Here is a 22,126-nt window from a genome sequence, read left to right as displayed (position 1 = left end):
TTATTCAGACGGGCTCAACCGCTCCTTCATCTCTGACCGACACATCGAAACCCGGATGCCCTGTGCATCCGAGTGATGTAGTTATGGGAGCCCGCTGTTATGGGAAATAATACTCGCGTTGGACTGGCCGCCTTGGTCGCCGCACCTTTCATTGGGGTCATGGCGACCGGCGCGGCAATCGCAGAACCGCAAACCTGTACAGTCAACACCGCGCGTGTTGCCGCCAATGAAGGCGATTTTGACACGCTCTGCAGCTGTTCGCAGGTAACGCGAGGGTTTGTATCACATCTGCAAAATCGTTCTGATTTTGCTTCGATCCTGCAGAACACTTCGGCGCAATGTCCCGGGCTGACCCAGCTATTGAGCGATCTGCCCACAGCATCGATCTCTAACACGAATGCCGGGGAAGATCGCAGCAGCGATCCATCCTCCAACTCGGGTGACGCAAACGGAAGCGGAAGTTCGGACAACAGTGGAGGTAGCCCAGGCAACAGCGGAGGAAACTCTGGCGGCAGTAGTGATCCGGGTGATGGCGGAAACAGTCCAGGCGACGGTGGAGGCAAAGGTGGCCACGGCGGCGGCGACAAACCTGGCAAAGGGGGCGGCAAAGGCGGTCACGGCGGAGGTGACAAACCCGGTAAAGGCGGTGGCAAAGGTGGTCACCACGGGGGTGACAAGCCCGGCAAAGGCGGGGGAAAGGGTAAAAAGTAACCCGAAACCAAGACAGAAATGAAAGGATCTGTGCCGCGCGAGTGGCTCAGGCCCCATTATTGGTCACGAATGGGGACGACGTACCGAGATAGCGCTCACCTATTTGCCCTGTGCGGGACAGTCAGCTAACGCTTTCTTCTTCCAGGTGTAGCTTCATCTCAATCAGCACCTGCTGCAGCATACTGGTTTCTTTCAACAGTCGCTTCGCCTCGTTCACCGTGATGATGCCATCTTCTATCGCCGACTGATATTCCGTCATCAGCATGGCAAACCGCTGGCTCAGCGCAATGACATCGGAATTAACCCCGCCCGTACGTGGGCTGTCCGAGTTTCGTCCATCGTAAGAAAGCGTGATATTCTTCAAATCCGCCAATGCCGCAGTCACGTGCGGATAGGCAGCCGCGTTTTCCAACCGGGCAACAGCATCCACCGGCATGAACCGGTCAGCATGTTCTGCGTTGTCTGAATAGTACCTGCCCAGCGTGGCTTTGGATTTCCCGGTAATCTCGCACGCGGCTTCGATTCCGACATCCTTAACCAATGCCTCGGTATGCTTTTTCAGATAGGCCCCGATATCTGCCATTTTGCTACCCTTGTTACCTGCGCCCTGCCCCCTCTGCCTGTCCATGCTGGGGGAAAGGGTAGGGAAATTTCCCATATTCGATTCATAATTGAAATGGCAATAATTGACTATCCCTCAGATATGCAGGGATTTTGTGAGTGAGTGGCGGCCGTTCGAGCCGGTAAAGAGTGTATGCGGGGCAGGATTTTAGCCTTGCATTGTATAGGCCACTTGTAGGCCGACGACGCCACTGTCGCGAAGGCGAGGTAATCCATCCCCAAGAGCATTTGCTCAACCTCAGCTGTAGCGATGGTGGCGTCGATTTACCCCCATGAGACGGCTTGCCCAAGCAGCACATGCGAATTAGACCCACGGCATGGCAAAGCTCTATTTCAACTATTCGACTATGAACGCGGGCAAATCGACCGTGTTGCTGCAGGCCTCGCATAACTATCGCGAACGCGGCATGGATACCTACCTGATGACAGCCGCCATTGACGGACGCGCCGGTGAGGGGCGGATCGCATCAAGAATCGGAATCTCGGAACGAGCGGACAGGTTTCGTCCCGACGACAATGTGTTTGCCATGATCGAAAACCGCCTGACACAAGGAGGCATCGCCTGCGTATTCATTGATGAAGCCCAGTTTCTTTCGGAAGAGCAGGTCTGGCAACTTGCGCGCGCCGTAGATGATCTGAAGGTCCCAGTGTTGACCTACGGGTTGCGGGTGGATTTTCAGGGTAAACTATTCCCCGGGTCGGCAGCATTGTTGGCTCTGGCCGATGAGATGCGCGAAGTACGCACCATCTGCGAATGCGGGCGCAAGGCGACGATGGTGATTCGTCAGGATGAAAACGGAAACACCATCACCGAAGGGGCGCAGGTCCAGATTGGCGGGAACGAGACTTATGTCTCGCTCTGCCGCAAACACTGGCGCGACGCGGTGGGTTCCTAAACCGGGTTGGGTAACGTTCGCCCGGCCACGAACGCCGCGACATTGTCCAACGCCATGTGACCCATATCGGTGCGTACCTCTTCGGTCGCGGTGCCGAGGTGGGGCAGCAGAGTCACATTTTCCATGTCACACAAGGCCTGCGGCACCTTGGGCTCGAACTCGTAGACATCCAGCCCAGCGCCAGCAATCTGACCCGCATGAAGCGCTTGGATTAAGGCGGCTTCGTCCACAACTTCACCGCGCGCAATGTTTATCACAATGCCCGAGGGCTTCATCGAAGCCAAAATCTGCGCGTTGACCAAGTGTCGTGTTTTAACTCCTCCGGGGACGGCTATGACAAGAAAATCCACTGCCGCAGCCAATGCATTGAGTTCAGGGATGTACTCTGCTTGGAAGTCCAGCTGTTTTGGACCGCGTGATTGATAGGCGACGGCCATTTCAAATCCGAAATGACACCTCCGAGCAATAGCCTGTCCTATGCGGCCCATTCCAACGATGCCCACCTTTTTGCCGGTCACGTGGTGGCCCAGCATCTGTGTAGGATGCCACCCCTGCCACTGGCCTGACCTGACCAACCTTTCCCCCTCACCTGAACGGCGGGCCGTAGTGAGCAAAAGTGTCATGGCAATATCGGCGGTGGCATCGGTGACGGCACCCGGCGTGTTGGTAACCGCGACTCCGGCAGCATGTGCGGCGTCCACGTCGATATGATTGTAACCAACGCCGAAATTTGCCAGCAGTTTACAGCGAGGCTCTGGCACCTTAGCAAAGATCTCTGCCGAAAACTGATCGCCCAACGTTGGGACCACAACGTCAAACTCAGTCAGCGCCCGCAACATTTCTTCATGCGTCATAGGCGTGGTTTCACTGCGGAATTCCACATCGAATTCGGCACGGGCGCGCACTTGGACAGCCGAAGTCATCGGTCGGGCAATCAGCAGTTTCATCAATGCATCCTTCCACCGATGGGCACAGCGCCATCGGGGCCTATCAACACGATCTCACCGTTTTCGTCAGGAAGACCCAACACCAAAACCTCGGACATGAATTTACCGATTTGGCGCGGGGGAAAGTTGACCACGGCCATCACCTGCTTGCCCACCAGCGTCGCCGGATCGTAGTGCGCGGTGATCTGGGCTGAAGTTTTGCGCTCACCGATCTCATCGCCAAAATCGACCCACAGCTTGATCGCGGGCTTGCGGGCCTCCGGGTACGGCTCGGCGCGTATCACCTCACCTACACGAATGTCGACTTTGAGAAATTCGTCGAATGAAATCTCACTCACGAGACAGCTCCTTGGATCGGTCGGTTGCAGCTTTGACGGCACGATGTAGCAGGCCTGGGAAACCCTCTTCTTCATGCATCAACACCTCCAGTGCGGCCTGAGTGGTGCCGTTGGGAGAGGTGACGTTAACTCGCAATTGCGAGGGGTGTTCGTCAGCGGCCATCGCCAGCACCCCTGCCCCGGCGACGGTTGATTTGGCCAACTTCATCGCCAGTTCCGGTGGCAGACCATGCGCTTCGCCAGCTTGCGCCAGTGTTTCGATCAGGTGGAATACATAGGCCGGGCCCGAACCGCTGACCCCGGTGACGGCATCCATCTGTGTCTCATCATCCAATCGAACCGTCTCACCAATGGCCGAAAGCAGGTCTTCAGCCAGTAGGATATCCGCGTCCGAGGTGTTGGCATTCCCAATCAGCGCCGTGATCCCCTGCCGAACCGCCGCAGGCGTATTTGGCATCGCACGGATGATCGGCGTATCTGCCCCAATGACGTTCTCGAAAGTGGCCAGCGATGTACCCGCTGCGACCGATATGAAAAGACTGTCACCATTGCCCAGCGCTTGAATGGCTGGCAGGGCTTCGCCCATCATCTGTGGTTTGACCGCTACGAGTACAACTGCGGGTGCCTCGGGGAGAGGAGTGTTGATGTTGACGCCCTGCGCCTTCAGCCAATCCGAGGGGTAAGGATCAATCACCCAAACAGATGCTGCGGGCAGGCCATGTTCCAACCAACCCGCAAGCATTGCTGAACCCATCTTGCCGCATCCCAGAAGCACCAACCCCTGTTCGGCGACGCGCGAGATATCCATGATTGCCCCTCCCCTATGGTTCGGGGCAAAGCTTTACGCGCGGCCGTAGGCCTCTGCAATGGCGACTTGCATCGCCTCTTCGGGGTCTCGGTTTCCCCAGGTCACCAGTTGGATCGCGGGGTAATAGCGCTCGGCGCTCAGTACCGCTGCGGTGATCATGGTATCGATCTGTTCTGGGCTGGCCGTCTGACCACCGGCCAGCACCAAGCCATAGCGATAGACCATCAATTTCTGGTTGGCCCAGTAGGTAAACGCCCCGGCCCAACACTGATCATTCATCTTGTTCAGTAGCTCATAAAGCTCGGTTTCGCGCTCGGCCGGAGGCTCCATCTCAAAGGAACACACCATGCGGAGCGTTTCATCGTAATTCGACCAGGCCAAAGTTATCGAATATGTGCGCCACTGTCCTTCGACAGCCATCGCAATCTGATCATCCCCGATCCGGTCAAAATCCCAGTCGTGATGTTCTGCAAGATGTTCAACAATGTCGATCGGATGAAGGTCTTCTTCGAGATACTGCTCGGAAAGGGCCATAATGCCACCTCACTAATCTCTAGCATTTTGGGGCTGGCAGCGCCCCAGCGCTAGTTGCCTGCTCTACAAGCCGGGCTTCCCCAGTCTGCCTGTACTAAATATGGTGCGATGTGAGCACTGCTCTGGCAACCCTATTTATTGGGGATAACAGCAATAAGTTGTGGACAGTTGGCAACGCCGATCAAAATATTGGCGTTGGATGCAGCTTTGTCTTGATAAATTTCTGCAGAGCGGCAAAATGCACAACACCGCACAATCCAAGTTCGGATTGCGCGGCGGATGCTTTTACCCAAAATCTTAAATTCCTGCGGACGTTACTTGTCCAGCTTCGCCTCGAGCGCGGCAATTCGCTGTTCAAGTGCACCGTTCTCTTCGCGCGCTTTCTGCGCCATGGCACGCACAGCATCAAATTCTTCACGGGTTACGAAATCCCGGTCGGCCAGCCAGCGGTCCATCATGGATTTCATCGCATTCTCGGCCTCTTCTCGTGCCCCCTGCGCCACACCCATGGCATTGGTCATCAGTTGAGACATATCGTCCAGAATCTTGTTACGGGTTTGCATGGGCTTTCTCCGATTTCGCGATTGCTCTCTATATGGGTAAAGATTGGCCCGGGCTCAAGGTTGACTTGCCACGCAAACCCCGGGCAATGAGACGCACATGCAGGCTGTTTTGAATTTCCCCGATCTGTCACCCGAAATTTTCTCGATCTCTCTGTTCGGGATGGAGTTTGCGCTCAGGTGGTATGCGCTGGCCTATATCGTCGGCATCCTGATTGCTTGGCGCATGGCGCTGATGGCGCTTAGGCGGCCTGTGCTTTGGGCTGATGACACACCACCGATGCAACCCGACCAGCTTGAGGATTTGGTCACCTGGATCATACTGGGTGTAATTCTTGGTGGTCGATTGGGGTTCGTCCTTTTCTATCAACCCGCATATTATTTTGCGTATCCACTGGAAATTCTGATGGTTTGGCAGGGTGGCATGGCATTCCATGGCGGCCTGTTGGGCGTGGTGATCGCCACGTATCTGTTCGGCAGGCGCCACGCTATACCGATTCTTTCGCTGGGTGATTTGGTTGCCTACACAGTGCCGCCCGGGTTGTTGCTGGGACGATTGGCGAATTTCACCAATGCCGAGCTTTGGGGTCGACCCAGCGAATTGCCATGGGCGGTGATCTTTCCCGGAACTGCGGCCCAGGATTGCCCCGGCGTTGTTGCGGGGATGTGCGCCCGCCACCCTTCGCAACTGTATGAGGCAGCACTTGAGGGTCTGATCCTCGGGGCGATTCTGATATGGCTGGCCTACCGGCGCGGCGCGTTTCAAAAACCAGGTCTGGTTATGGGCGTATTTCTGGCTGGCTACGGCGCATCGCGGTTTTTTGTCGAATTCTTCCGTCAACCCGATGCGCTATTTGTATCGCCCGGGAATCCGCTAGGGCTGGCGTGGCATGTTGGCGGATATGGATTGACGATGGGGCAAGTCTTGTCGCTACCAATGATTGCACTTGGCCTTTGGTTCGCAATTCGGGCACAACGCAGATCATGAACCTGAAGGATCGTCTGCTCCTGCGCATCCAGAATGATGGCCCTATGACCATCGCTGACTACATGACCGAGTGTCTGATGCATCCGGAACATGGATATTACACAACCCGCGATCCGCTGAGCGCTCAGGGCGATTTCATTACAGCGCCTGAAATCAGTCAGATGTTCGGAGAGCTTATCGGGTTGTGTTTGGCGCAATCTTGGCTGGAGCAAGGCAAACCTGAACGGATTGTTCTGGCCGAGCTTGGCCCTGGTCGTGGCACCCTGATGGCAGACATCCTGCGCGCCACTCAGAGGGTGCCTGGCTTTCACAAAGCGGCCGAGATCGTGTTGCTCGAAGCTTCACCTGTTTTGCGCGACGTACAAGCCAAGGCACTGCAAGGGTATGAACCTCAGTGGATCGAGGCAATTTCTGATTTTGAAGATCTTCCTCTGTTTCTGGTGGCAAACGAGTTCTTTGATGCCCTGCCCATCCGCCAGTTCCTGCGCGAAGGCGAAGGTTGGCGCGAGAGGTTAGTTGGCAAAAATGGTGCATCGCTTGCGTTCGGTCTTGGTGCGCAATCGGCACAAGCTGCGCTCAGCGAACGTGTCGAGGATACGCAGGACGGAGATCTGGTAGAACTGTGCGCTGCTGCCAGTTCCATTATGTACTCTGTTGCCGGGCAGATCGCTCGCAACGGCGGAGCCGCGCTGATCATCGATTATGGTGACTGGCGCTCGCTTGGCGACACATTGCAGGCGTTGCAAGCGCATGAACGTGTCGATCCCCTGGATCAGCCCGGTCAGGCGGATCTGACCACACATGTCGACTTTGAGGTCTTGGCGAAGGCGTCTCATGCTTCGGGCTGCGCATATACAAAACTGACCCCGCAGGGTGTGTTTCTTGAGCGGCTCGGGATCACCGCGCGCGCGCAATCGCTTGCCGCCCCTCTCAGCGGGTCACAGCTTGAGACGCTGGTCACTGCACATCGACGGTTGACGCACCCCGACGAAATGGGAAACCTGTTCAAAGTACTGGGCCTTTATCCGCCAAACGCCACGCCGCCACCGGGACTGGAACCATGACACTGGAAATCATTACCTCAGACATGCTGTCCCCCGTACGACACGGGTTCTTCAGCCGCCGCGGTGGCGCATCTTCTGGTATCTTCGAAGGACTCAACTGCGGAACCGGGTCGACAGATTTGACTGAGGCCGTAGCTTTGAACCGTCGGCGCGTCGCCGACGCGATGGAAGTGGCACCTGAGGCGATGATCGGTGTGCATCAAGTGCATTCTCCGACCGTGATTGCAGTCGATGGTCCGATGACTGGTGACAAACCCAAAGCTGACGCGGTTGTCACATCAACGCCGGGTTTGGCGCTTACAATCTTAACCGCTGATTGTCAGCCAGTGCTGTTCGCCGATCCTGACGCAAATGTGATCGGGGCCGCACATGCCGGTTGGCGCGGCGCGTTGGATGGTGTGCTGGAATCAACACTGGACGCGATGGAAGCGCTGGGAGCCAACCGGGATAACACAGTTGCCGTAATCGGCCCCACGATTTCACAACGCGCTTACGAGGTCGGCTCAGAGTTTCTGGACGACTTCCTTGCTGACACGCCAGAGAACGCGCGTTTTTTTGCAAATGGCAAAGGTGACCGGATGCATTTCGACCTGCCCGCCTTTGGCCTGCATCGTCTGCGCGAAGCTGGTATCGGCCAGGCCGAGTGGGTCCGTCACTGCACCTATTCCGACCCTGACAGGTTTTATTCATACCGGCGATCGACCCATGCCAACGAGGCCGACTACGGCAGATTGATTTCCGCTATCAGGTTGTAAATCTGGCCCAGATTAAGGCAGCTTTGCCCAGTTTCTGCCACATTTCTTGTGTTTATCAGAGTCAGAATCGTCTCAAATTTTCGCCAATGCACAGACGGTTACCCCAAGTGGGGTCGTCATGGCACGGGCGGAAGCAACTAAGAGGTACCTGAAACCTTCAATTTGTCCTCAATTCAACCCGGATCAGCCTTATAGGCGCCGCAAATCAGCGTCACATTGGCTTCATGAACGGGAACAGGGCGACCGCCCTATCGAAGCAGGACAATGGATATGAAATCGAAATCACGCTTTCTCAGCGCCGTTTTTGCGGCTGTCAGGGATCAAGAACCAGAAATGCCCTGGAAGCGGGTTTCAAGTCACTCAGTCAGAGTTGCACGCCGTTTGGCGGCGCGACGCTGACACAGCAACCCCAAGAGACCAGCTGCCGGTCTCGGAGGGCAAACGCATACCGGATGAAGCTCCGGTTCGGTGTGTGGGGTCGCAATCAGGACTGCGACCAGGGTTCGGAGCGTGTGTGTGCAGGCAATTGCAGCCTGCGGTTTACGAGTTTGTCTGGGGGGTCAAGAACTTGACCAAAACACTGGTGTTTTCTGATGCGGCGCTGTGCATTCGCGGCGACCGGCCTGTGTTTACCCATCTGATTACAGACAAAGAACAAGGTCGTCCGGCGATATTGCACGGGGGTTCAAGCCGTCGGACGGAATTTAGAGGGGACGGAATACCATGACTATTCCAAATTCTCTGGCCCGCGCTGCCAGAAACGCGGTCGAGACGTCAGCGCTATTGCGCGATGCGCCTCGACCCGCGACAAAGCAAAAAGCACAGCTTCGACGTTATGAAGTGTGCAGTCTGTTGAAAAACGGGGATATTTCACAGACGCGCCATATCGCGCCAGCTTTGCCGATGTTTGAAGATGCATTTTGTGCGTTCACGCGCGGATCGTTGGTCGAGACGCCGCAAGGCCAGATGGCGATCGAAGATCTGCTGCCGGGTGATGATGTCCTCACTCAAGACGGATCATCGGAAACCGTGCTTTGGAAAGGGTCTGTCACGCTGATACCCGGACGCGAGGATACGCGCGGGCGAACCCGGCCGCTGACACGGATCATGGCCGACACGTTCGGGATGCAAAAACCGATGTCGGGCGTCATCACGGGCCCCGCCGCACGTCTGCTGGGTACGCCTACGCACATGCGTCATTTGAACGGCGGGCAGCCCATGCTGACACCCGTCAGTGAGTTTCAGGATGGAATGGGTATCATTGAAACGCTGCCACCGACTCCGGTCGAGCTGTTTCATATCTGTGTCGCCCGGCATTCCGTGATTCGGGTCGATGGCCTGCAATTCGAGACCTATCATCCGGGCATCAACGCAGTCCGAATGATCAGTCACTCTTTGCGTTCGATCTATTTGAATCTATTCTCACATATCGAATCGTTGAATGATTTTGGGCCGTTGCTCTTGCCAAGAGCCGGAGATGGTGAAATTGACGCTATAACAGCGTGAACTGGTTAACTATTACTGCAAGCGTGGGGCATTATGCAGATTTTACTGAGTTGGGTTTTAACCCTTGCACTGGCAGCGATGCTGCCACCCTGTCCTGTGGATCAAACAAGAGGTAGGTTCAGGCCGTCCGGTTCATCCGGTCTTCCAGTACGTCAAATGGTACGCCTGGCTCGTCTTTTGCGCCTCGGATAACAAGCGAAGTCTTGACGCTGGCCACGTTTGGCGTGGTCAGCAACTCGCCTGTCAGAAATTGCTGAAAACTGCTGAGATCCGGTGCGACGCATTTCAGGATGAAATCAACCTCGCCATTCAGCATGTGGCATTCGCGAACCAATGGCCATTCCCGACACCGGTCTTCAAAAGCGCTGAGTTCGGATTCAGCCTGACTTTCAAGTCCGACCATGGCAAAGACCTGCACTTCGAACCCAAGCTCGCGGGCGTTCACCTCGGCATGATAGCCGCGAATGTACCCCGAATCTTCCAGCGTCCGCACCCGTCGCAGGCAAGGAGGAGCGGATATTCCTACGCGCTTGGCAAGCTCAACATTGGTCATACGGCCATCGGCCTGCAGTTCCGCAAGAATTTTGCGGTCGATTTCATCCAACCGGGTCGTGACCATCGAATGCTCCTGAGTTTTTCAGTTGTTATATCAGCAGCCCCAGGAGGCGCAATAATATTTCACAGCCACGCAATTTTCGTTATTTCAGATACATAATTGGCCGCAAAGCCAATCATTAGGCACATCACGGACCTGCAATATGAAGGGGCTTTAAGCCCTGCCCTGCGGTCGCTATATCGATCCGCACCGGACAACACGTCCGCCGAGGCAGTTTGAGTGAGGATACCATGGCCGAAACACGACACACCAAGGTTCTGATCATCGGGTCGGGACCTGCAGGATACACCGCGGGCGTTTATGCAAGCCGGGCCATGTTGGAACCGATCCTGGTGCAGGGTATCGAACCCGGTGGGCAGCTGACCACCACAACCGAGGTGGAAAACTGGCCGGGTGACACCGAGGTTCAGGGGCCAGACCTGATGGTTCGGATGCAGGATCACGCCAAGGCAATGGGATGCGAAGTGATCGGCGATATCATCAGCGATCTCGATCTAAGCCAGCGTCCCTTCACAGCCAAAGGCGACAGTGGCACCGTCTACACCGCCGACGCGGTGATTCTGGCAACGGGCGCACGAGCCAAGTGGTTAGGCATTCCCTCGGAAGAGAAATTTAAAGGGTTTGGCGTATCAGCCTGTGCCACCTGTGACGGCTTCTTCTATCGCGGTCAGGAAATCGTTGTGATCGGCGGCGGAAATACTGCCGTAGAAGAAGCGCTGTTCCTGACCAACTTCGCAAGCAAAGTCACTCTGATCCACCGCCGCGATGAGTTGCGAGCTGAAAAGATCCTTCAGGATCGGCTGTTCAAGAACGAAAAGATCGAGCCGCTTTGGTTTCACGAACTGGATGAGGTGATCGGAACCGATGCCCCACTGGGTGTGGAAGGCGTCAAGGTCAAGAATGTAAAGACCGGCGAAATCACAGAGATTCCGTGCAAAGGCGTATTTGTCGCTATCGGCCACGCCCCGGCAAATGAGCTGGTCAAAGATACGCTGGAAACCCACATGGGTGGCTACGTCGTGACCAAGCCGGGCACGACGAAAACTTCGGTTCCGGGAGTTTTTGCTGCCGGAGACCTGACCGACCACGTATACCGTCAGGCTGTGACAAGCGCCGGTATGGGCTGCATGGCCGCGCTGGATGCAGAACGATTCTTGGCGGAGAACGACTAAGATGATTACAGAATTCTCCGGCCTCGTCTGGAGAATTCTGCTCCGCACCCAATCGGGTGACCCGCTTTCATCGGCCCGTGCCCCCGAAGGACGGTTTCATCATTCTGGCCAATTCGCGCTTTATGCGTCGCTTAGCGCTGAAGGGGCCGGGATCGCCATTCGGCGCTATGTCTCGCAGTGCGACCCTCCACGGACGATCCATCGCTTGAAAATATCCAAGGCGCAAGTATTGGATTTGCGGGGGCAACCTTCTGCCTCGATCGTCTGGCAAGACATGCGGGCAACCGGCATACCCTCTCCAACATGGCGATTTTCGGACAAGGCCCGCACATACGGCGCGGATGGACTGCTATACAGTTCGCGCTCGCGTCCTAAACTGAGCCATTTGGTGTTGTTCAACGCAGAACACCAGATGATACAAACCGCAGGTGCCCCCTGCGACTGGTTCCCCGAAAGGTGACCGCGCCTATCTTGACCGGCACCCGGCACCGTATCAGGATCAACCATAGTAACGCGAAGAACAGGTGAGCTTTTGGAAAACGTTCTTTGGCGCGGCGGATGGATGAGCCGGCTCAGAATCGCAAGCGGCCTCGTGCTGTTTGTCTTTGCGTTCTTTCATTTCATCAATATCGGCCTTGGTCTGTTTCACACTGATTTGCTGCACGGGATGCAGGGCGGACGTAAAGCTGTCAGCCGTAATGAGATCGGCAGCGTCGTGATATATGGCGCATTGCTGATGCACATGGGACTGGCGCTTATCTCACTCGCGCAGCGCCGGACGCTCAGAATGCCTTTCAGCGTCGCGCTTCAGGTTATTCTTGGCCTGTTGATCCCGCTGCAGCTTATCTCACATTTGGTTCAGACCCGATACGCGCATGAGATTTTTGGGGTGAATGATGAAATGAGTTACATCATCATTCTGATGTGGCCCAGCACCGCGATCTGGTTCCAAAGCCTATTACTTCTGCTGGTGTGGGTCCACGGATGTATTGGGCTACACATGTGGTTACGGTTGACCACATGGTGGCGCGCGATGGTTCCATATCTGATCGGTCTCGCCGTCTTTGTACCGGGCTTCGCCTTCGCAGGCCTTCTGACCGAGGGGCGGCGTATCTGGGCCGATTTTGCCGACCCCGATCTACGAGAACAGTATGTCGAATACTATAACTGGCCTTCGCAAGAAGAGTTTCAGTCTTTGTTTTCCGTCACAGACTATGCGCAGTGGGTATTCTGGGCCGCGCTTGCACTAACAGGCTTGGTCTATCTCGGGCGCAAGCTTTGGCGGCGGCGGCATTCGGTGCGGGTGCGCTATGTCAACGGTCCAGAAGTTGTTTCGGAGAAAGGCATGACCCTTTTGGAGATGTCGCGCGCAAACGGCATCCCACATACCGCGCTGTGTGGCGGCAAGGGGCGCTGCACGACCTGTCGCGTTGTGGTTGAAGATGGCGCCGATCAGTTGCACCCACCAACCGAAGTTGAAGCCCGCAGCCTGAAAGCGATCAGCGCGCCAGAGGGGACCCGCCTGGCCTGCCAGATGCGGCCGTCCGACCCGCTCACTGTATTTCGTGTTTTCCGCCCCGACGGCGCGCGTGATCGTGCGCATGCGAGCCAGGGGCAAGAACGGCAGCTGGCGGTTCTGTTTCTGGACATGCGCGGGTTCACCGCCCGCACAACGGGGCAATTGCCGTATGATATCGTTTTTCTGTTGAATCGTTTCTTTGACGCAATTGTCCCAGCAATCACGGCACAAGGCGGGGTTGTCGACAAATACATGGGCGATGGGTTGCTGGCGATGTTCGAAACAGCCAACGCCGCAAGTTCGGCAAGTGCCGGTCTGAGGGCGGCGGCTGGGATCGGACACGCATTGGAGCGTTTCAACCAGCAGCTCCAAGCAGAAGGCAGCCAACCTGTGCGCATTGGTATGGGTCTACATCTTGGTGATCTTGTGCTGGGCGAAATCGGAGCGGCTAAACACGCGCCACGCACGATCATCGGAGACGCTGTAAATGTTGCCAGCCGTTTGGAGGCTGAAACCAAAGCACTGGGGGTTGAGCTCCTTGTATCGGACAAGGTTTTGGACGCGGCTGGGTTACAATGTGATCCCCGCGATCTGCGGGAATTCAGCCTGCGCGGTGTCTCTGAACCCGTCCCTGCCCTGCCCGTCAGGCACGCAGCCGACCTTGAGTCGCAAACCTCACCGCTGGAACAGATTGCCTGAGAATGCGCCTAATGAGCCTGAGCGGCGGGATTTTTTCAATAACATGAAACAAAAAACAGAAAACCGTTCCATTTCGAGAAAAAACCACGCATTTCATCCTTAGTTTTTGCAAGTCTATGGACTTCACCCTCAGGCCGAGGCACATGCCCTGCAAACACCCTTGAAACAAATGCAAACAGAACTGCGATAAGAGTTTTCCGATGACGATGTTAAGCAATCTGGCCCCTATCTCTGAACTGTATGTTTCCTACGAGTCTGCGCAGAAACTGAAGATAGAAGCCGCTGATCTGACCAGCTGGGATCTTAAGCCCCGGCAGATTTGCGATCTGGAACTGCTTATGAACGGCGGGTTCAATCCGCTCAAAGGTTTCCTGAGCGAAGCGGACTATGACAACGTGGTCGAAAACATGCGCCTCGCCGATGGAACACTTTGGCCAATGCCGATCACCTTGGATGTTGACGAGGATTTTGCCGCATCGATCGAGCTGGGGCAGGACATTGCCCTGCGCGATCAGGAAGGCGTGATCCTCGGCACCATGACCGTGACCGACCGCTGGACACCAGACAAGGCGCGTGAGGCGGAAAAGGTCTTTGGTGCTGATGATGATGCGCACCCGGCTGTGAATTACCTGCACAATGTAGCGGGCAAAGTTTATCTGGGCGGCCCGGTCACTGGCATCCAGCAGCCCGTGCATTACGATTTCAAAGCCCGCCGCGACACGCCGAACGAGTTGCGCGCCTATTTCCGCAAAGTGGGCTGGCGCCGTATCGTTGCGTTCCAGACCCGTAACCCTTTGCACCGTGCGCATCAGGAATTGACCTTCCGTGCCGCAAAAGAAGCACAGGCCAACTTGCTGATCCATCCCGTGGTTGGCATGACCAAACCGGGCGATGTGGATCATTTCACCCGCGTGCGTTGCTACGAAGCCGTGTTGGATAAATATCCGGCCTCGACTACGTCGATGTCGCTGCTGAACCTTGCGATGCGCATGGCTGGCCCGCGCGAGGCAGTCTGGCACGGTTTGATCCGCGCAAACCACGGCTGCACCCATTTCATCGTCGGTCGTGACCACGCAGGTCCAGGCAAAAACTCTGCCGGTGAGGATTTCTACGGCCCCTATGATGCGCAAGACTTGTTCCGAAAATATCAGGACGAGATCGGCGTCGAGATGGTCGATTTCAAACATATGGTCTACGTGCAGGAACGCGCGCAATACGAGCCGAATGACGAGATTCTGGACAAGGACAACGTCACGATCCTCAACATCTCGGGCACTGAACTGCGCCGCCGTCTGCGCGAAGGGCTGGAGATTCCGGAATGGTTTTCGTTCCCCGAAGTTGTTCAGGAACTGCGCAACCGCTTCCCGCCGCGCTCGCAACAGGGATTCACCGTGTTTTTCACCGGTTTTTCAGGCTCGGGCAAATCCACCATTGCCAACGCCTTGATGGTCAAGCTGATGGAGACCGGGGATCGTCCGGTTACCCTGCTGGACGGGGATATCGTGCGTAAGAACCTGTCTTCGGAACTGGGCTTTTCGAAGGAACATCGCGATCTGAACATCCGCCGCATCGGTTATGTCGCGTCTGAGATAACCAAGAACGGCGGTATTGCCATCTGTGCTCCTATCGCGCCTTACGCAACTACCCGTCGTGCTGTGCGTGAAGAGATCGAACAATTCGGTGCATTTTGCGAGGTGCATGTCGCGACCAGCATTGAAGAATGCGAGCGCCGAGACCGCAAGGGTCTGTACAAACTGGCACGTGAGGGCAAGATCAAAGAGTTCACGGGGATTTCCGACCCTTACGACGCCCCTGAAGACCCAGAGCTGCGCGTCGAGACCGAGAATGTCGAGGTTGACAACTGCGCACATCAGGTTCTGCTTAAGCTGGAAAGCATGGGGCTGATTGCAGCATCCTGATCACTTAAGACGAAAAAATACATCAAAGGCCCTCAGATTTCTGAGGGCCTTTTTCGCAGGTGCGGGTCTGGTTCAGTCGGGCAAATTCACCTGCCCGCGCATCAGGACATGGCCGCGCCCGGCAACTTTGATCCCCGTCATCGCATCCGAAGGTCCAACGCGTGTCACGGTCGCCTGACCGGGGCGGCCCATGTCATGGCCCTGTTCGGCGATGAATGTCTCTTTGTCCATCAGTCCGTGTTTCCAGAGATAGGCCGCCATCGCACCGGTGGCCGATCCGGTGAACGGGTCCTCGGGCGGGCTGGGGGGCGCCATCATCAGGCGCGAGAATGTGTCGCCCATAGTCGTTGCGCCTTTCAGTGTTACAAGAAACGGTTCAGCCATGTCCGACCCCGAGAAACCGGCCTTTTCGGTAATATGACTGAGCAAAGCAACATCCAGCTTGGCAGCGCGCAGCGCCTCGTGATCGCGCAGGACCGTAATGCAAAAGGGCAGACCGGTTGAAACGAACTGCGGTGGAGAAATTACCACCTCTTCCGGCAGGCTGATGGCGGCGGCAACCAGATCTGCGGGCACATGATCGCCGAATTGCGGGGCGACCTGCGTCATTTCGATGTCATCACCATTCAGTTTGATCGATACAATCCCTGCTCCGGTCTCAAGCGTCAGAGCATCACCCTGAACCAACCCCCGTGATCGCATCGCTGCAACGGTTGCTATGGTCGGGTGCCCGGCAAATGGGATTTCCCGGCTGGCCAGGAAGTACCGGACCCGGATATCAGCGATATCGGATGGCCCGGTAAAAGTGCATTCAACCAGAGAAGTCTCGCGCACATATGCCATGCAAACCGCGTCCGACAGCCCTGCACCCTCATGCACAACTGCGCAGCCGTTGCCACCAAAGGCCTGATCGCTGAACGCATCCACCCAATCGAAATCATACCAGCTCATCGCGCACTCCTGCGTTTCAATCAGCGGCACGATCACCGCTGAGGCAGAAAATGTCACGTCAATTCGGCGGAATGTTTGGTGGCCTAGTGAACGGCCACCGGGGACAGGTCATGTTCGCGTGCCAGTACAAAGGCCAGCTTGCGGTCGGCAACCAGTGCCAATTGCTGCCCATCGGAATCGTGGACAGCATACAGCTGATCCAGATCGCCTGCCTGCTCTCGCAGATCCTGCGGAAGGTCTGCCACATCAACGGCCTTTACATAGACAATCCGATTGCCTTCGGCGTTGATCTCAATCGGTGTATTCATTGCTCTTACCCCTTCTTGATGTTGATTGTCTGAACCACGGTTTCAGGCACGGCGCGGGTCAGGTCCACATGCAGCAGACCGTTTTCCATGATCGCCTCGCCCACCTCGACCCCGTCAGCCAGCACAAACATGCGCTGGAATTGACGCGCCGCGATGCCACGGTGCAGGAATATGCGCCCCTCGCTGTCGTCGCGCTGACGGCCCCGGATCACCAACTGGCGATCCTCGATTGTAATCGACAGGTCCTCTTCCGCGAAACCGGCCACCGCCAAGGTGATGCGATAGGAAAAATCCGAGGTCTGCTCGATATTATAGGGCGGGTATCCTTCATTTCCGGCCTTTGCAGACCGTTCCAGAAGGCGTTCCAACTGCTCGAACCCCAAAAGATGCGGGTATGAGCCTAAGGTAAGTTTCGACACGTATTTTCGTCCTTCATTGTCAAAGCGACGTATTCTGCGGTCCCGATGTCGGCAACCGCGTGATATAGAATATGGGAAGATACAGGGATGTCCACAAGGTCTGGCCGGATAAACCCTGACACACTATCTTGTGTTAGAAGCACCACTTGAAACACTGAGTCGTCCATGAACGCACCCACCGATCTTTCGATGAAAACCGATGAAGTCCTACGGGTGGAATTAGAGGTCTTTCGACGCCAGCACCGTGATTTGGACGAAGCGATCGAGGCCTTGCAGGCCAAGGGGACCTCGGACCAATTGACGATCAAGCGGCTAAAAAAGCAGAAACTGCGCCTGAAAGACATCATCCGTCTGATCGAAGACAGATTGACCCCCGATATCATCGCCTGAGAAGCGCGTACCGCATTGCCACATATGCGGATTTGGCTATAGTGCGCGCTCTTTCCGATGGCAGGGGCGTAAGCGGATGAGCGATGTGAAAGTAGGGATCATCATGGGCAGTCAGTCGGACTGGCCCACGATGAAAGAGGCCGCCGATATTCTGGATGAATTGGGCATCGCTTATGAGGCGCGGATCGTCTCGGCCCACCGCACGCCGGATCGCCTCTGGGATTATGGTAAAACCGCCGTGTCGCGCGGCTTGCAGGTCATTATCGCGGGCGCGGGTGGCGCGGCGCATTTGCCCGGAATGATGGCGTCGAAAACACGCGTGCCCGTGATTGGCGTTCCGGTGCAAACCCGCGCGTTGTCGGGCGTAGATTCGCTCTATTCCATTGTGCAGATGCCCAAAGGTTTTCCGGTTGCGACCATGGCTATCGGTTCGGCCGGCGGGGCCAATGCGGGTCTGATGGCCGCAGGCATTCTGGCGCTGCAGGATTCTGCGCTTGCGGAACGGCTGGATGCCTGGCGCGAGGCCCTCTCTGCTTCGATCCCGGAAGAACCTCAGCAATGAGCCGTATCGGTTTCATCGGCACAGGCCACATCGCTGCGCCAATCGCGCGGCTGATGGCCGCAAAAGGTCATGATCTTTACGTCACCGAGCGCAATGCCCAAGTCTCCTCGGCTCTGCAGGCCGAGCTTGGGGTCCGAGTTGGCACTCCGCAAGACGTGATTGATGCGTCCGAGATCGTGTTTCTCTGCCTGCGCCCCCATGTGGCCGAGGACGTTCTGGCCCCGCTAAGCTTTCACGCAGATCAGAAGATTGTTTCGGTGATGGCCGCCGTCTCTGAGGAGCAGCTATCCGGCCTGTGCGCGCCGGCATCGGATTTAGTGCAAACGATTCCGCTGGGTTTCCTTCAGACAGGAGGTTGCCCATTGGCCGCTTACGGCAAAGATCGCCTCTTGGCAGATTTGTTCGAGCCCGAAAATCCTGTGGTCAAAGTTGCCAATGAGGCCGCGTTGAACGCCCACTTTGCCATCTGCGCCATGGTGCCAGGTATCCTGGACCTTATGGCAACAGGCACCGACTGGTTGGCTGATCAGACCGGTGACAAAGACCGGGCCGAATTCTACACCACGCAGCTTGTGTCAGGGTTTCTGACATCAATGCACAAAGAGCATGCGGGCCAACTGGCAGCCGAGCGTGACGCGCTTGCGACCGAGGGCACACTGAGCCTTCAGATGACGGATATTTTGCAATCCGAGGGCGCGCATGATGCCTTGCGTGCTGCACTGAGTGCCATTGGCAAGAGATTGGAGACATGACGATGTCAGATATGCTTACGCCCGGTGCGACTATCGGGATATTGGGGGGCGGTCAGCTGGGCAGGATGCTCTCGATCGCAGCTGCACGGTTGGGGTTCAAGTCCCACATATTCGAGCCGGGCGCAAATCCTCCGGCCGGTCAAGTTGCAAATCAGGTCACGACCGCCGCCTATGATGACGCCGACGCATTGAAGGCCTTTGCGAAGTCGGTGGACGTGATCACCTACGAGTTTGAAAACATCCCCACCCAGGCGCTGGATCTGCTTGAGGCACACCGCCCCATTCACCCGGGTCGAGAGGCGTTGCGGGTCAGTCAGGACCGCTTGACCGAAAAGACATTTCTACAAGGCTTAGGCCTGCAAACCGCGCCCTTTGCAGACATCTCCGATTTGGACAGCCTGCGCGCCGCAATTGATGACATTGGCACCCCCGCTATCCTGAAAACCCGACGCTTCGGCTATGACGGCAAAGGTCAGGCCCGGCTGCGCGCACCCGAAGATGCCGGGGCGGCACTGGCCGATATGGCGGGCGCACCGTCCATACTGGAAGGGTTTGTGGACTTCAGCCACGAGGTTTCGGTCATCGCAGCACGCGGTCTGGACGGGCAAGTTGCCTGTTTCGATCCGGGCGAGAATGTCCATCGCGATGGCATATTGCACACGACCACAATACCGGCACGCCTGTCTCCGGCGCAGCGGACAGATGCGGTATTGCTGGCCGCCAACATTCTCAACGCGCTGGATTATGTCGGCGTCATGGGTGTCGAATTGTTTGTGACGCCACAAGGATTGATCGTGAATGAAATCGCGCCGCGCGTTCATAACTCGGGTCACTGGACCCAGAACGGCTGCGCCGTGGATCAGTTTGAACAACATATTCGCGCCGTGGCCGGTTGGCCTTTGGGCGACGGTCAGCGCCACTCGGACGTCGTGATGGAGAATTTGATCGGGCATGACATTGACCGCGTACCCGAGCTTTCACGCGAACGGGACGTAGCACTGCATCTCTATGGCAAGGCCGAGGTCAAGGCCGGCCGCAAGATGGGGCATTTCAACCGGATTTCGCGATGAGGTAATCGCGCTTACGCGCGATGCCTCCGGCGGAGGTATTTTTAGCCAGATGAAGCCGGGATCAGCTCAAGAAACGTGTTGCGATACTACCGGACATATAGCTGACACACCCGCCTGACAGTGTGGCAGCGACTTGATGGGTTACCGCATCCAGTATCACCAGATCAGCACGATTTCCGGGCTGTAGCGTTCCGCGATCATTCAGGCCTAAAACCCGCGCGGGACCGGACGAGACAAGTGCCCAGGCGCCCGCAATATCCAGCAGGCCAGATTTTACCAACATCAGCGCAGCGCGGCGCGGGCTGGGGTAGTGGTAATCCGATGCCAATGCATCACACAAACCCATCGAGATCAGAGCCACCGCGCTGGCATTTCCCTTATGTGAGCCGCCTCGCACAACATTGGGTGAGCCGAGGATGATGTGATCTCCGCCCGCCCGGGCACATTCGGCGGCTTCCAGCGTTTCCGGAAATTCCGAGATCATCACCCCGCGCTCGCGCCACTCAGCACGATCCTGCGGCGTTGTATCATCATGGCTGCCGAGCCGAATTCCTCGGTTCGCAAGGGCAGTGCAAAGGCTGTCCAGTGCTGCTGGCACCTCGGCGCTGCGGTTGTGCATTGCCTTCAGCATCTCAAAATGCACTTCGGGATTCCGTCCCGCCTTCAGTGCCTGCCCGGTCAAGCGGGGTGGTTTTCGCCCCTCAGCCAGCCGGTCATGAGGTAGATGATCATTCAGAACCACATAAGACACCTGCCAATCCGCGATACGTTCGGGCAGCCCCACATAGTCGTCCAGCATATGGGTTTCGAAGCGCAGTTGAGGGATCAGTTGGGTTACAACATCATCCCGAACCGCAGCGATGGCGTCAAAAACCTGACCAGCAAACTCGGGCCCGCGCACGCCGCCTTCCCAACTGTGGAACTGCGCCAGAACAGCTGTGGTTATTCCATTCGCGGCCAGTTCCGCCTCGACCGATAAAATGCCCTCTGCCATCTGCTTCATGGCACCGCGCCGGGGCGCGATGTGACGTTCAAAACCGTCGCCATGCAAATCAATGATGCCAGGCAGGATGAGGTATCCTGACAAATCAATCTGCCGCCCTGCCCTATCGGATTGAATGGTACCTTCGGCGATCGTCAGTTCAGCACGCGACACCCCTTCGCCGGGCAACAGAACATTCGCGCCGGTCAATGTCAGTTCCAATGAGTTCATTGAGTGGGCTCCGAGTCCGGTTCCGAGCAATCTTCCCCAAGACAGATCTGGTCGATGATATCCATCACCCCGTCAAGCCAGGTGATTTGTGGATCGAACTGTCCGAATTCGATGAAATGCAGGGTCTGCGCCATGACCCGCGGGTTGTTCATCATGAACGTATGCGTCACCGGCAAGACGATGTGATCAGCCATACCCTCAACCTTTGTGGTCTCTATCGATACCTTGCCGTCATCTGGACCATCGATCAGAGACGAGAACAATGGGTTCAATGAGTTCTCGCCTGCAATCACCCCCAAATCGAACTCCACGGGCGGCAGGCGGCGTGGAATACCCTCTGGTCCGGTTCCCAACGCAAGCCCTGCAGGGCCATTCAGAAAGCCGAAAACCTCCCAGGCGCCAAGCTCGTCTACCAGTTGGCTGCCCTGATTAGGAGGTCCGAGCATGACAACGCGTCCCAGATTCTCAGGGTCGTTGTCCTGCAACCAATAGCGCAGCAGAATGCCCCCCATCGAATGCGCTACAACGTTAACCGTATCCTCCCCGCAGGCGGCGAACGCAGCTGGTAAAGTCTGGTTGGCGAGGTCTGGTATTGGTAGGTCTGTCGAAGGGTAACCGGGACGAACCACAGTGTAACCATGCGCATGAAATAGCTGTTCCATGACGGTAAACGAGGCCTCTGTGCGCGCGAGGCCGTGCAGAAGGACCACGCATTTCGCATTGACCACCGCAGGCATAAGGCACAAGAGGAGAACAGCAAGAAATTTCATACACGCCAGATAAGGCCTAACCCAGGCCGAGGGAACCC

At 56.6% G+C, this 22,126-nt stretch carries 26 protein-coding genes; 14 read left to right on the top strand and 12 right to left on the bottom strand.

Going from position 1 to position 22,126, the window contains the following annotated elements; translation table 11 throughout:
- Positions 1 to 99 precede the first annotated feature (99 nt).
- A complete protein-coding gene (locus ACR0NE_RS09585; protein ID WP_170594593.1) occupies positions 100 to 711 on the top strand; it encodes a hypothetical protein in 612 nt (203 codons plus the stop codon).
- A 121-nt stretch (positions 712 to 832) separates the two neighbouring features.
- On the opposite strand, the gene ACR0NE_RS09580 is transcribed toward ACR0NE_RS09585, so the two are convergent.
- A complete protein-coding gene (locus ACR0NE_RS09580; RefSeq protein ID WP_170564099.1) occupies positions 833 to 1,294 on the bottom strand; it encodes a hypothetical protein in 462 nt (153 codons plus the stop codon).
- Between the two features lie 355 nt (positions 1,295 to 1,649).
- Between ACR0NE_RS09580 and ACR0NE_RS09575 the strand changes: the two genes are divergently transcribed.
- A complete protein-coding gene (locus ACR0NE_RS09575) occupies positions 1,650 to 2,228 on the top strand; it encodes a thymidine kinase (RefSeq protein ID WP_170594591.1) in 579 nt (192 codons plus the stop codon).
- Here the strand turns inward: ACR0NE_RS09575 and ACR0NE_RS09570 are convergent.
- The 5 genes from ACR0NE_RS09570 to ACR0NE_RS09550 all read right to left on the bottom strand — a co-directional run bounded on the left by ACR0NE_RS09570 (position 2,225) and on the right by ACR0NE_RS09550 (position 5,418).
- Positions 2,225 to 3,175 carry a 2-hydroxyacid dehydrogenase gene (locus ACR0NE_RS09570; protein WP_170594589.1) on the bottom strand — a complete coding sequence of 317 codons (951 nt, stop codon included), beginning with the start codon at positions 3,173 to 3,175 and terminating at the stop codon, positions 2,225 to 2,227. The genes ACR0NE_RS09575 and ACR0NE_RS09570 overlap by 4 nt on opposite strands.
- Complete coding sequence (locus tag ACR0NE_RS09565) at positions 3,175 to 3,513, bottom strand: tRNA-binding protein (RefSeq protein WP_170392371.1); 339 nt, start codon at positions 3,511 to 3,513, stop codon at positions 3,175 to 3,177. Before ACR0NE_RS09565 ends, ACR0NE_RS09570 begins: the two co-directional genes overlap by 1 nt.
- The gene (proC, locus tag ACR0NE_RS09560) at positions 3,506 to 4,321 is read right to left on the bottom strand and encodes a pyrroline-5-carboxylate reductase (protein WP_170594587.1); all 816 of its coding nucleotides are present in this window, start codon (positions 4,319 to 4,321) and stop codon (positions 3,506 to 3,508) included. Before proC ends, ACR0NE_RS09565 begins: the two co-directional genes overlap by 8 nt.
- A 33-nt stretch (positions 4,322 to 4,354) precedes the next feature.
- Complete coding sequence (locus ACR0NE_RS09555) at positions 4,355 to 4,855, bottom strand: type III secretion system chaperone family protein (protein WP_010441802.1); 501 nt, start codon at positions 4,853 to 4,855, stop codon at positions 4,355 to 4,357.
- Positions 4,856 to 5,169: 314 nt separating this feature from the next.
- Entirely contained in the window at positions 5,170 to 5,418 is a 249-nt protein-coding gene (locus ACR0NE_RS09550) for an accessory factor UbiK family protein (protein ID WP_170512483.1), read from the bottom strand.
- 97 nt (positions 5,419 to 5,515) lie between these two features.
- On the opposite strand from ACR0NE_RS09550, the gene lgt reads away from it, so the two are divergent.
- The 4 genes from lgt to ACR0NE_RS09530 all read left to right on the top strand — a co-directional run bounded on the left by lgt (position 5,516) and on the right by ACR0NE_RS09530 (position 9,728).
- Entirely contained in the window at positions 5,516 to 6,403 is an 888-nt protein-coding gene (lgt, locus tag ACR0NE_RS09545) for a prolipoprotein diacylglyceryl transferase (protein ID WP_170594585.1), read from the top strand.
- On the top strand, positions 6,400 to 7,467 hold the full coding sequence (locus tag ACR0NE_RS09540; protein WP_170594582.1) for an SAM-dependent methyltransferase: 1,068 nt from the start codon (positions 6,400 to 6,402) through the stop codon (positions 7,465 to 7,467). Before lgt ends, ACR0NE_RS09540 begins: the two co-directional genes overlap by 4 nt.
- The gene (pgeF, locus tag ACR0NE_RS09535) at positions 7,464 to 8,222 is read left to right on the top strand and encodes a peptidoglycan editing factor PgeF (protein WP_170401812.1); all 759 of its coding nucleotides are present in this window, start codon (positions 7,464 to 7,466) and stop codon (positions 8,220 to 8,222) included. Before ACR0NE_RS09540 ends, pgeF begins: the two co-directional genes overlap by 4 nt.
- 723 nt (positions 8,223 to 8,945) lie before the next feature.
- Positions 8,946 to 9,728, top strand: coding sequence for a Hint domain-containing protein (locus tag ACR0NE_RS09530; protein WP_170594580.1), 783 nt, complete (start codon positions 8,946 to 8,948; stop codon positions 9,726 to 9,728).
- A 118-nt stretch (positions 9,729 to 9,846) separates the two neighbouring features.
- Here ACR0NE_RS09530 and ACR0NE_RS09525 read toward each other — a convergent pair whose 3' ends face one another.
- Entirely contained in the window at positions 9,847 to 10,347 is a 501-nt protein-coding gene (locus tag ACR0NE_RS09525; RefSeq protein ID WP_170392385.1) for an Lrp/AsnC family transcriptional regulator, read from the bottom strand.
- A gap of 227 nt (positions 10,348 to 10,574) precedes the next feature.
- On the opposite strand from ACR0NE_RS09525, the gene trxB reads away from it, so the two are divergent.
- From trxB to ACR0NE_RS09505, 4 genes are all read left to right on the top strand, one after another.
- On the top strand, positions 10,575 to 11,516 hold the full coding sequence (trxB, locus tag ACR0NE_RS09520; RefSeq protein WP_170594579.1) for a thioredoxin-disulfide reductase: 942 nt from the start codon (positions 10,575 to 10,577) through the stop codon (positions 11,514 to 11,516).
- A gap of 1 nt (position 11,517) precedes the next feature.
- Entirely contained in the window at positions 11,518 to 11,976 is a 459-nt protein-coding gene (locus ACR0NE_RS09515) for an RES family NAD+ phosphorylase (RefSeq protein ID WP_170594577.1), read from the top strand.
- A 102-nt stretch (positions 11,977 to 12,078) separates the two neighbouring features.
- Positions 12,079 to 13,734 (top strand): adenylate/guanylate cyclase domain-containing protein, encoded by a 1,656-nt coding sequence (locus tag ACR0NE_RS09510; protein WP_480459607.1) that lies wholly within the window; start codon positions 12,079 to 12,081, stop codon positions 13,732 to 13,734.
- 200 nt (positions 13,735 to 13,934) lie between these two features.
- Positions 13,935 to 15,653: a bifunctional sulfate adenylyltransferase/adenylylsulfate kinase gene (locus ACR0NE_RS09505; RefSeq protein WP_170392393.1), complete on the top strand. Its 1,719-nt coding sequence runs from the start codon at positions 13,935 to 13,937 to the stop codon at positions 15,651 to 15,653.
- A gap of 72 nt (positions 15,654 to 15,725) precedes the next feature.
- Here the strand turns inward: ACR0NE_RS09505 and ACR0NE_RS09500 are convergent, their stop codons facing one another.
- The 3 genes from ACR0NE_RS09500 to ACR0NE_RS09490 all read right to left on the bottom strand — a co-directional run bounded on the left by ACR0NE_RS09500 (position 15,726) and on the right by ACR0NE_RS09490 (position 17,331).
- A complete protein-coding gene (locus tag ACR0NE_RS09500) occupies positions 15,726 to 16,604 on the bottom strand; it encodes a PhzF family phenazine biosynthesis protein (RefSeq protein ID WP_170594573.1) in 879 nt (292 codons plus the stop codon).
- An 83-nt stretch (positions 16,605 to 16,687) separates the two neighbouring features.
- Positions 16,688 to 16,912: a DUF1150 family protein gene (locus ACR0NE_RS09495; protein ID WP_170392397.1), complete on the bottom strand. Its 225-nt coding sequence runs from the start codon at positions 16,910 to 16,912 to the stop codon at positions 16,688 to 16,690.
- Positions 16,913 to 16,917: 5 nt separating this feature from the next.
- On the bottom strand, positions 16,918 to 17,331 hold the full coding sequence (locus tag ACR0NE_RS09490; protein ID WP_010441788.1) for an Hsp20 family protein: 414 nt from the start codon (positions 17,329 to 17,331) through the stop codon (positions 16,918 to 16,920).
- A 165-nt stretch (positions 17,332 to 17,496) separates the two neighbouring features.
- On the opposite strand from ACR0NE_RS09490, the gene ACR0NE_RS09485 reads away from it, so the two are divergent.
- The 4 genes from ACR0NE_RS09485 (at position 17,497) to ACR0NE_RS09470 (ending at position 20,105) form a co-directional block, all read left to right on the top strand.
- Positions 17,497 to 17,721, top strand: a complete 225-nt coding sequence (locus ACR0NE_RS09485; RefSeq protein ID WP_010441787.1) for a YdcH family protein — start codon at positions 17,497 to 17,499, stop codon at positions 17,719 to 17,721.
- A gap of 76 nt (positions 17,722 to 17,797) precedes the next feature.
- Complete coding sequence (gene purE, locus ACR0NE_RS09480) at positions 17,798 to 18,283, top strand: 5-(carboxyamino)imidazole ribonucleotide mutase (RefSeq protein WP_170594571.1); 486 nt, start codon at positions 17,798 to 17,800, stop codon at positions 18,281 to 18,283.
- Complete coding sequence (locus ACR0NE_RS09475) at positions 18,280 to 19,035, top strand: NAD(P)-binding domain-containing protein (protein ID WP_170512502.1); 756 nt, start codon at positions 18,280 to 18,282, stop codon at positions 19,033 to 19,035. Before purE ends, ACR0NE_RS09475 begins: the two co-directional genes overlap by 4 nt.
- Before the next feature lie 2 nt (positions 19,036 to 19,037).
- The gene (locus ACR0NE_RS09470) at positions 19,038 to 20,105 is read left to right on the top strand and encodes a 5-(carboxyamino)imidazole ribonucleotide synthase (protein ID WP_170594569.1); all 1,068 of its coding nucleotides are present in this window, start codon (positions 19,038 to 19,040) and stop codon (positions 20,103 to 20,105) included.
- A gap of 61 nt (positions 20,106 to 20,166) precedes the next feature.
- Here the strand turns inward: ACR0NE_RS09470 and ACR0NE_RS09465 are convergent, their stop codons facing one another.
- Together ACR0NE_RS09465 and ACR0NE_RS09460 are read right to left on the bottom strand one after the other, a co-directional pair.
- On the bottom strand, positions 20,167 to 21,318 hold the full coding sequence (locus tag ACR0NE_RS09465; protein WP_170594567.1) for an alpha-D-ribose 1-methylphosphonate 5-triphosphate diphosphatase: 1,152 nt from the start codon (positions 21,316 to 21,318) through the stop codon (positions 20,167 to 20,169).
- A complete protein-coding gene (locus tag ACR0NE_RS09460) occupies positions 21,315 to 22,088 on the bottom strand; it encodes an alpha/beta fold hydrolase (protein WP_170594565.1) in 774 nt (257 codons plus the stop codon). Before ACR0NE_RS09460 ends, ACR0NE_RS09465 begins: the two co-directional genes overlap by 4 nt.
- Between the last annotated feature and the right edge of the window lie 38 nt (positions 22,089 to 22,126).

The sequence above is a fragment of the Ruegeria sp. C9 genome (assembly GCF_056537585.1).
This window is presented reverse-complemented; position numbering and strand designations above follow the sequence as displayed.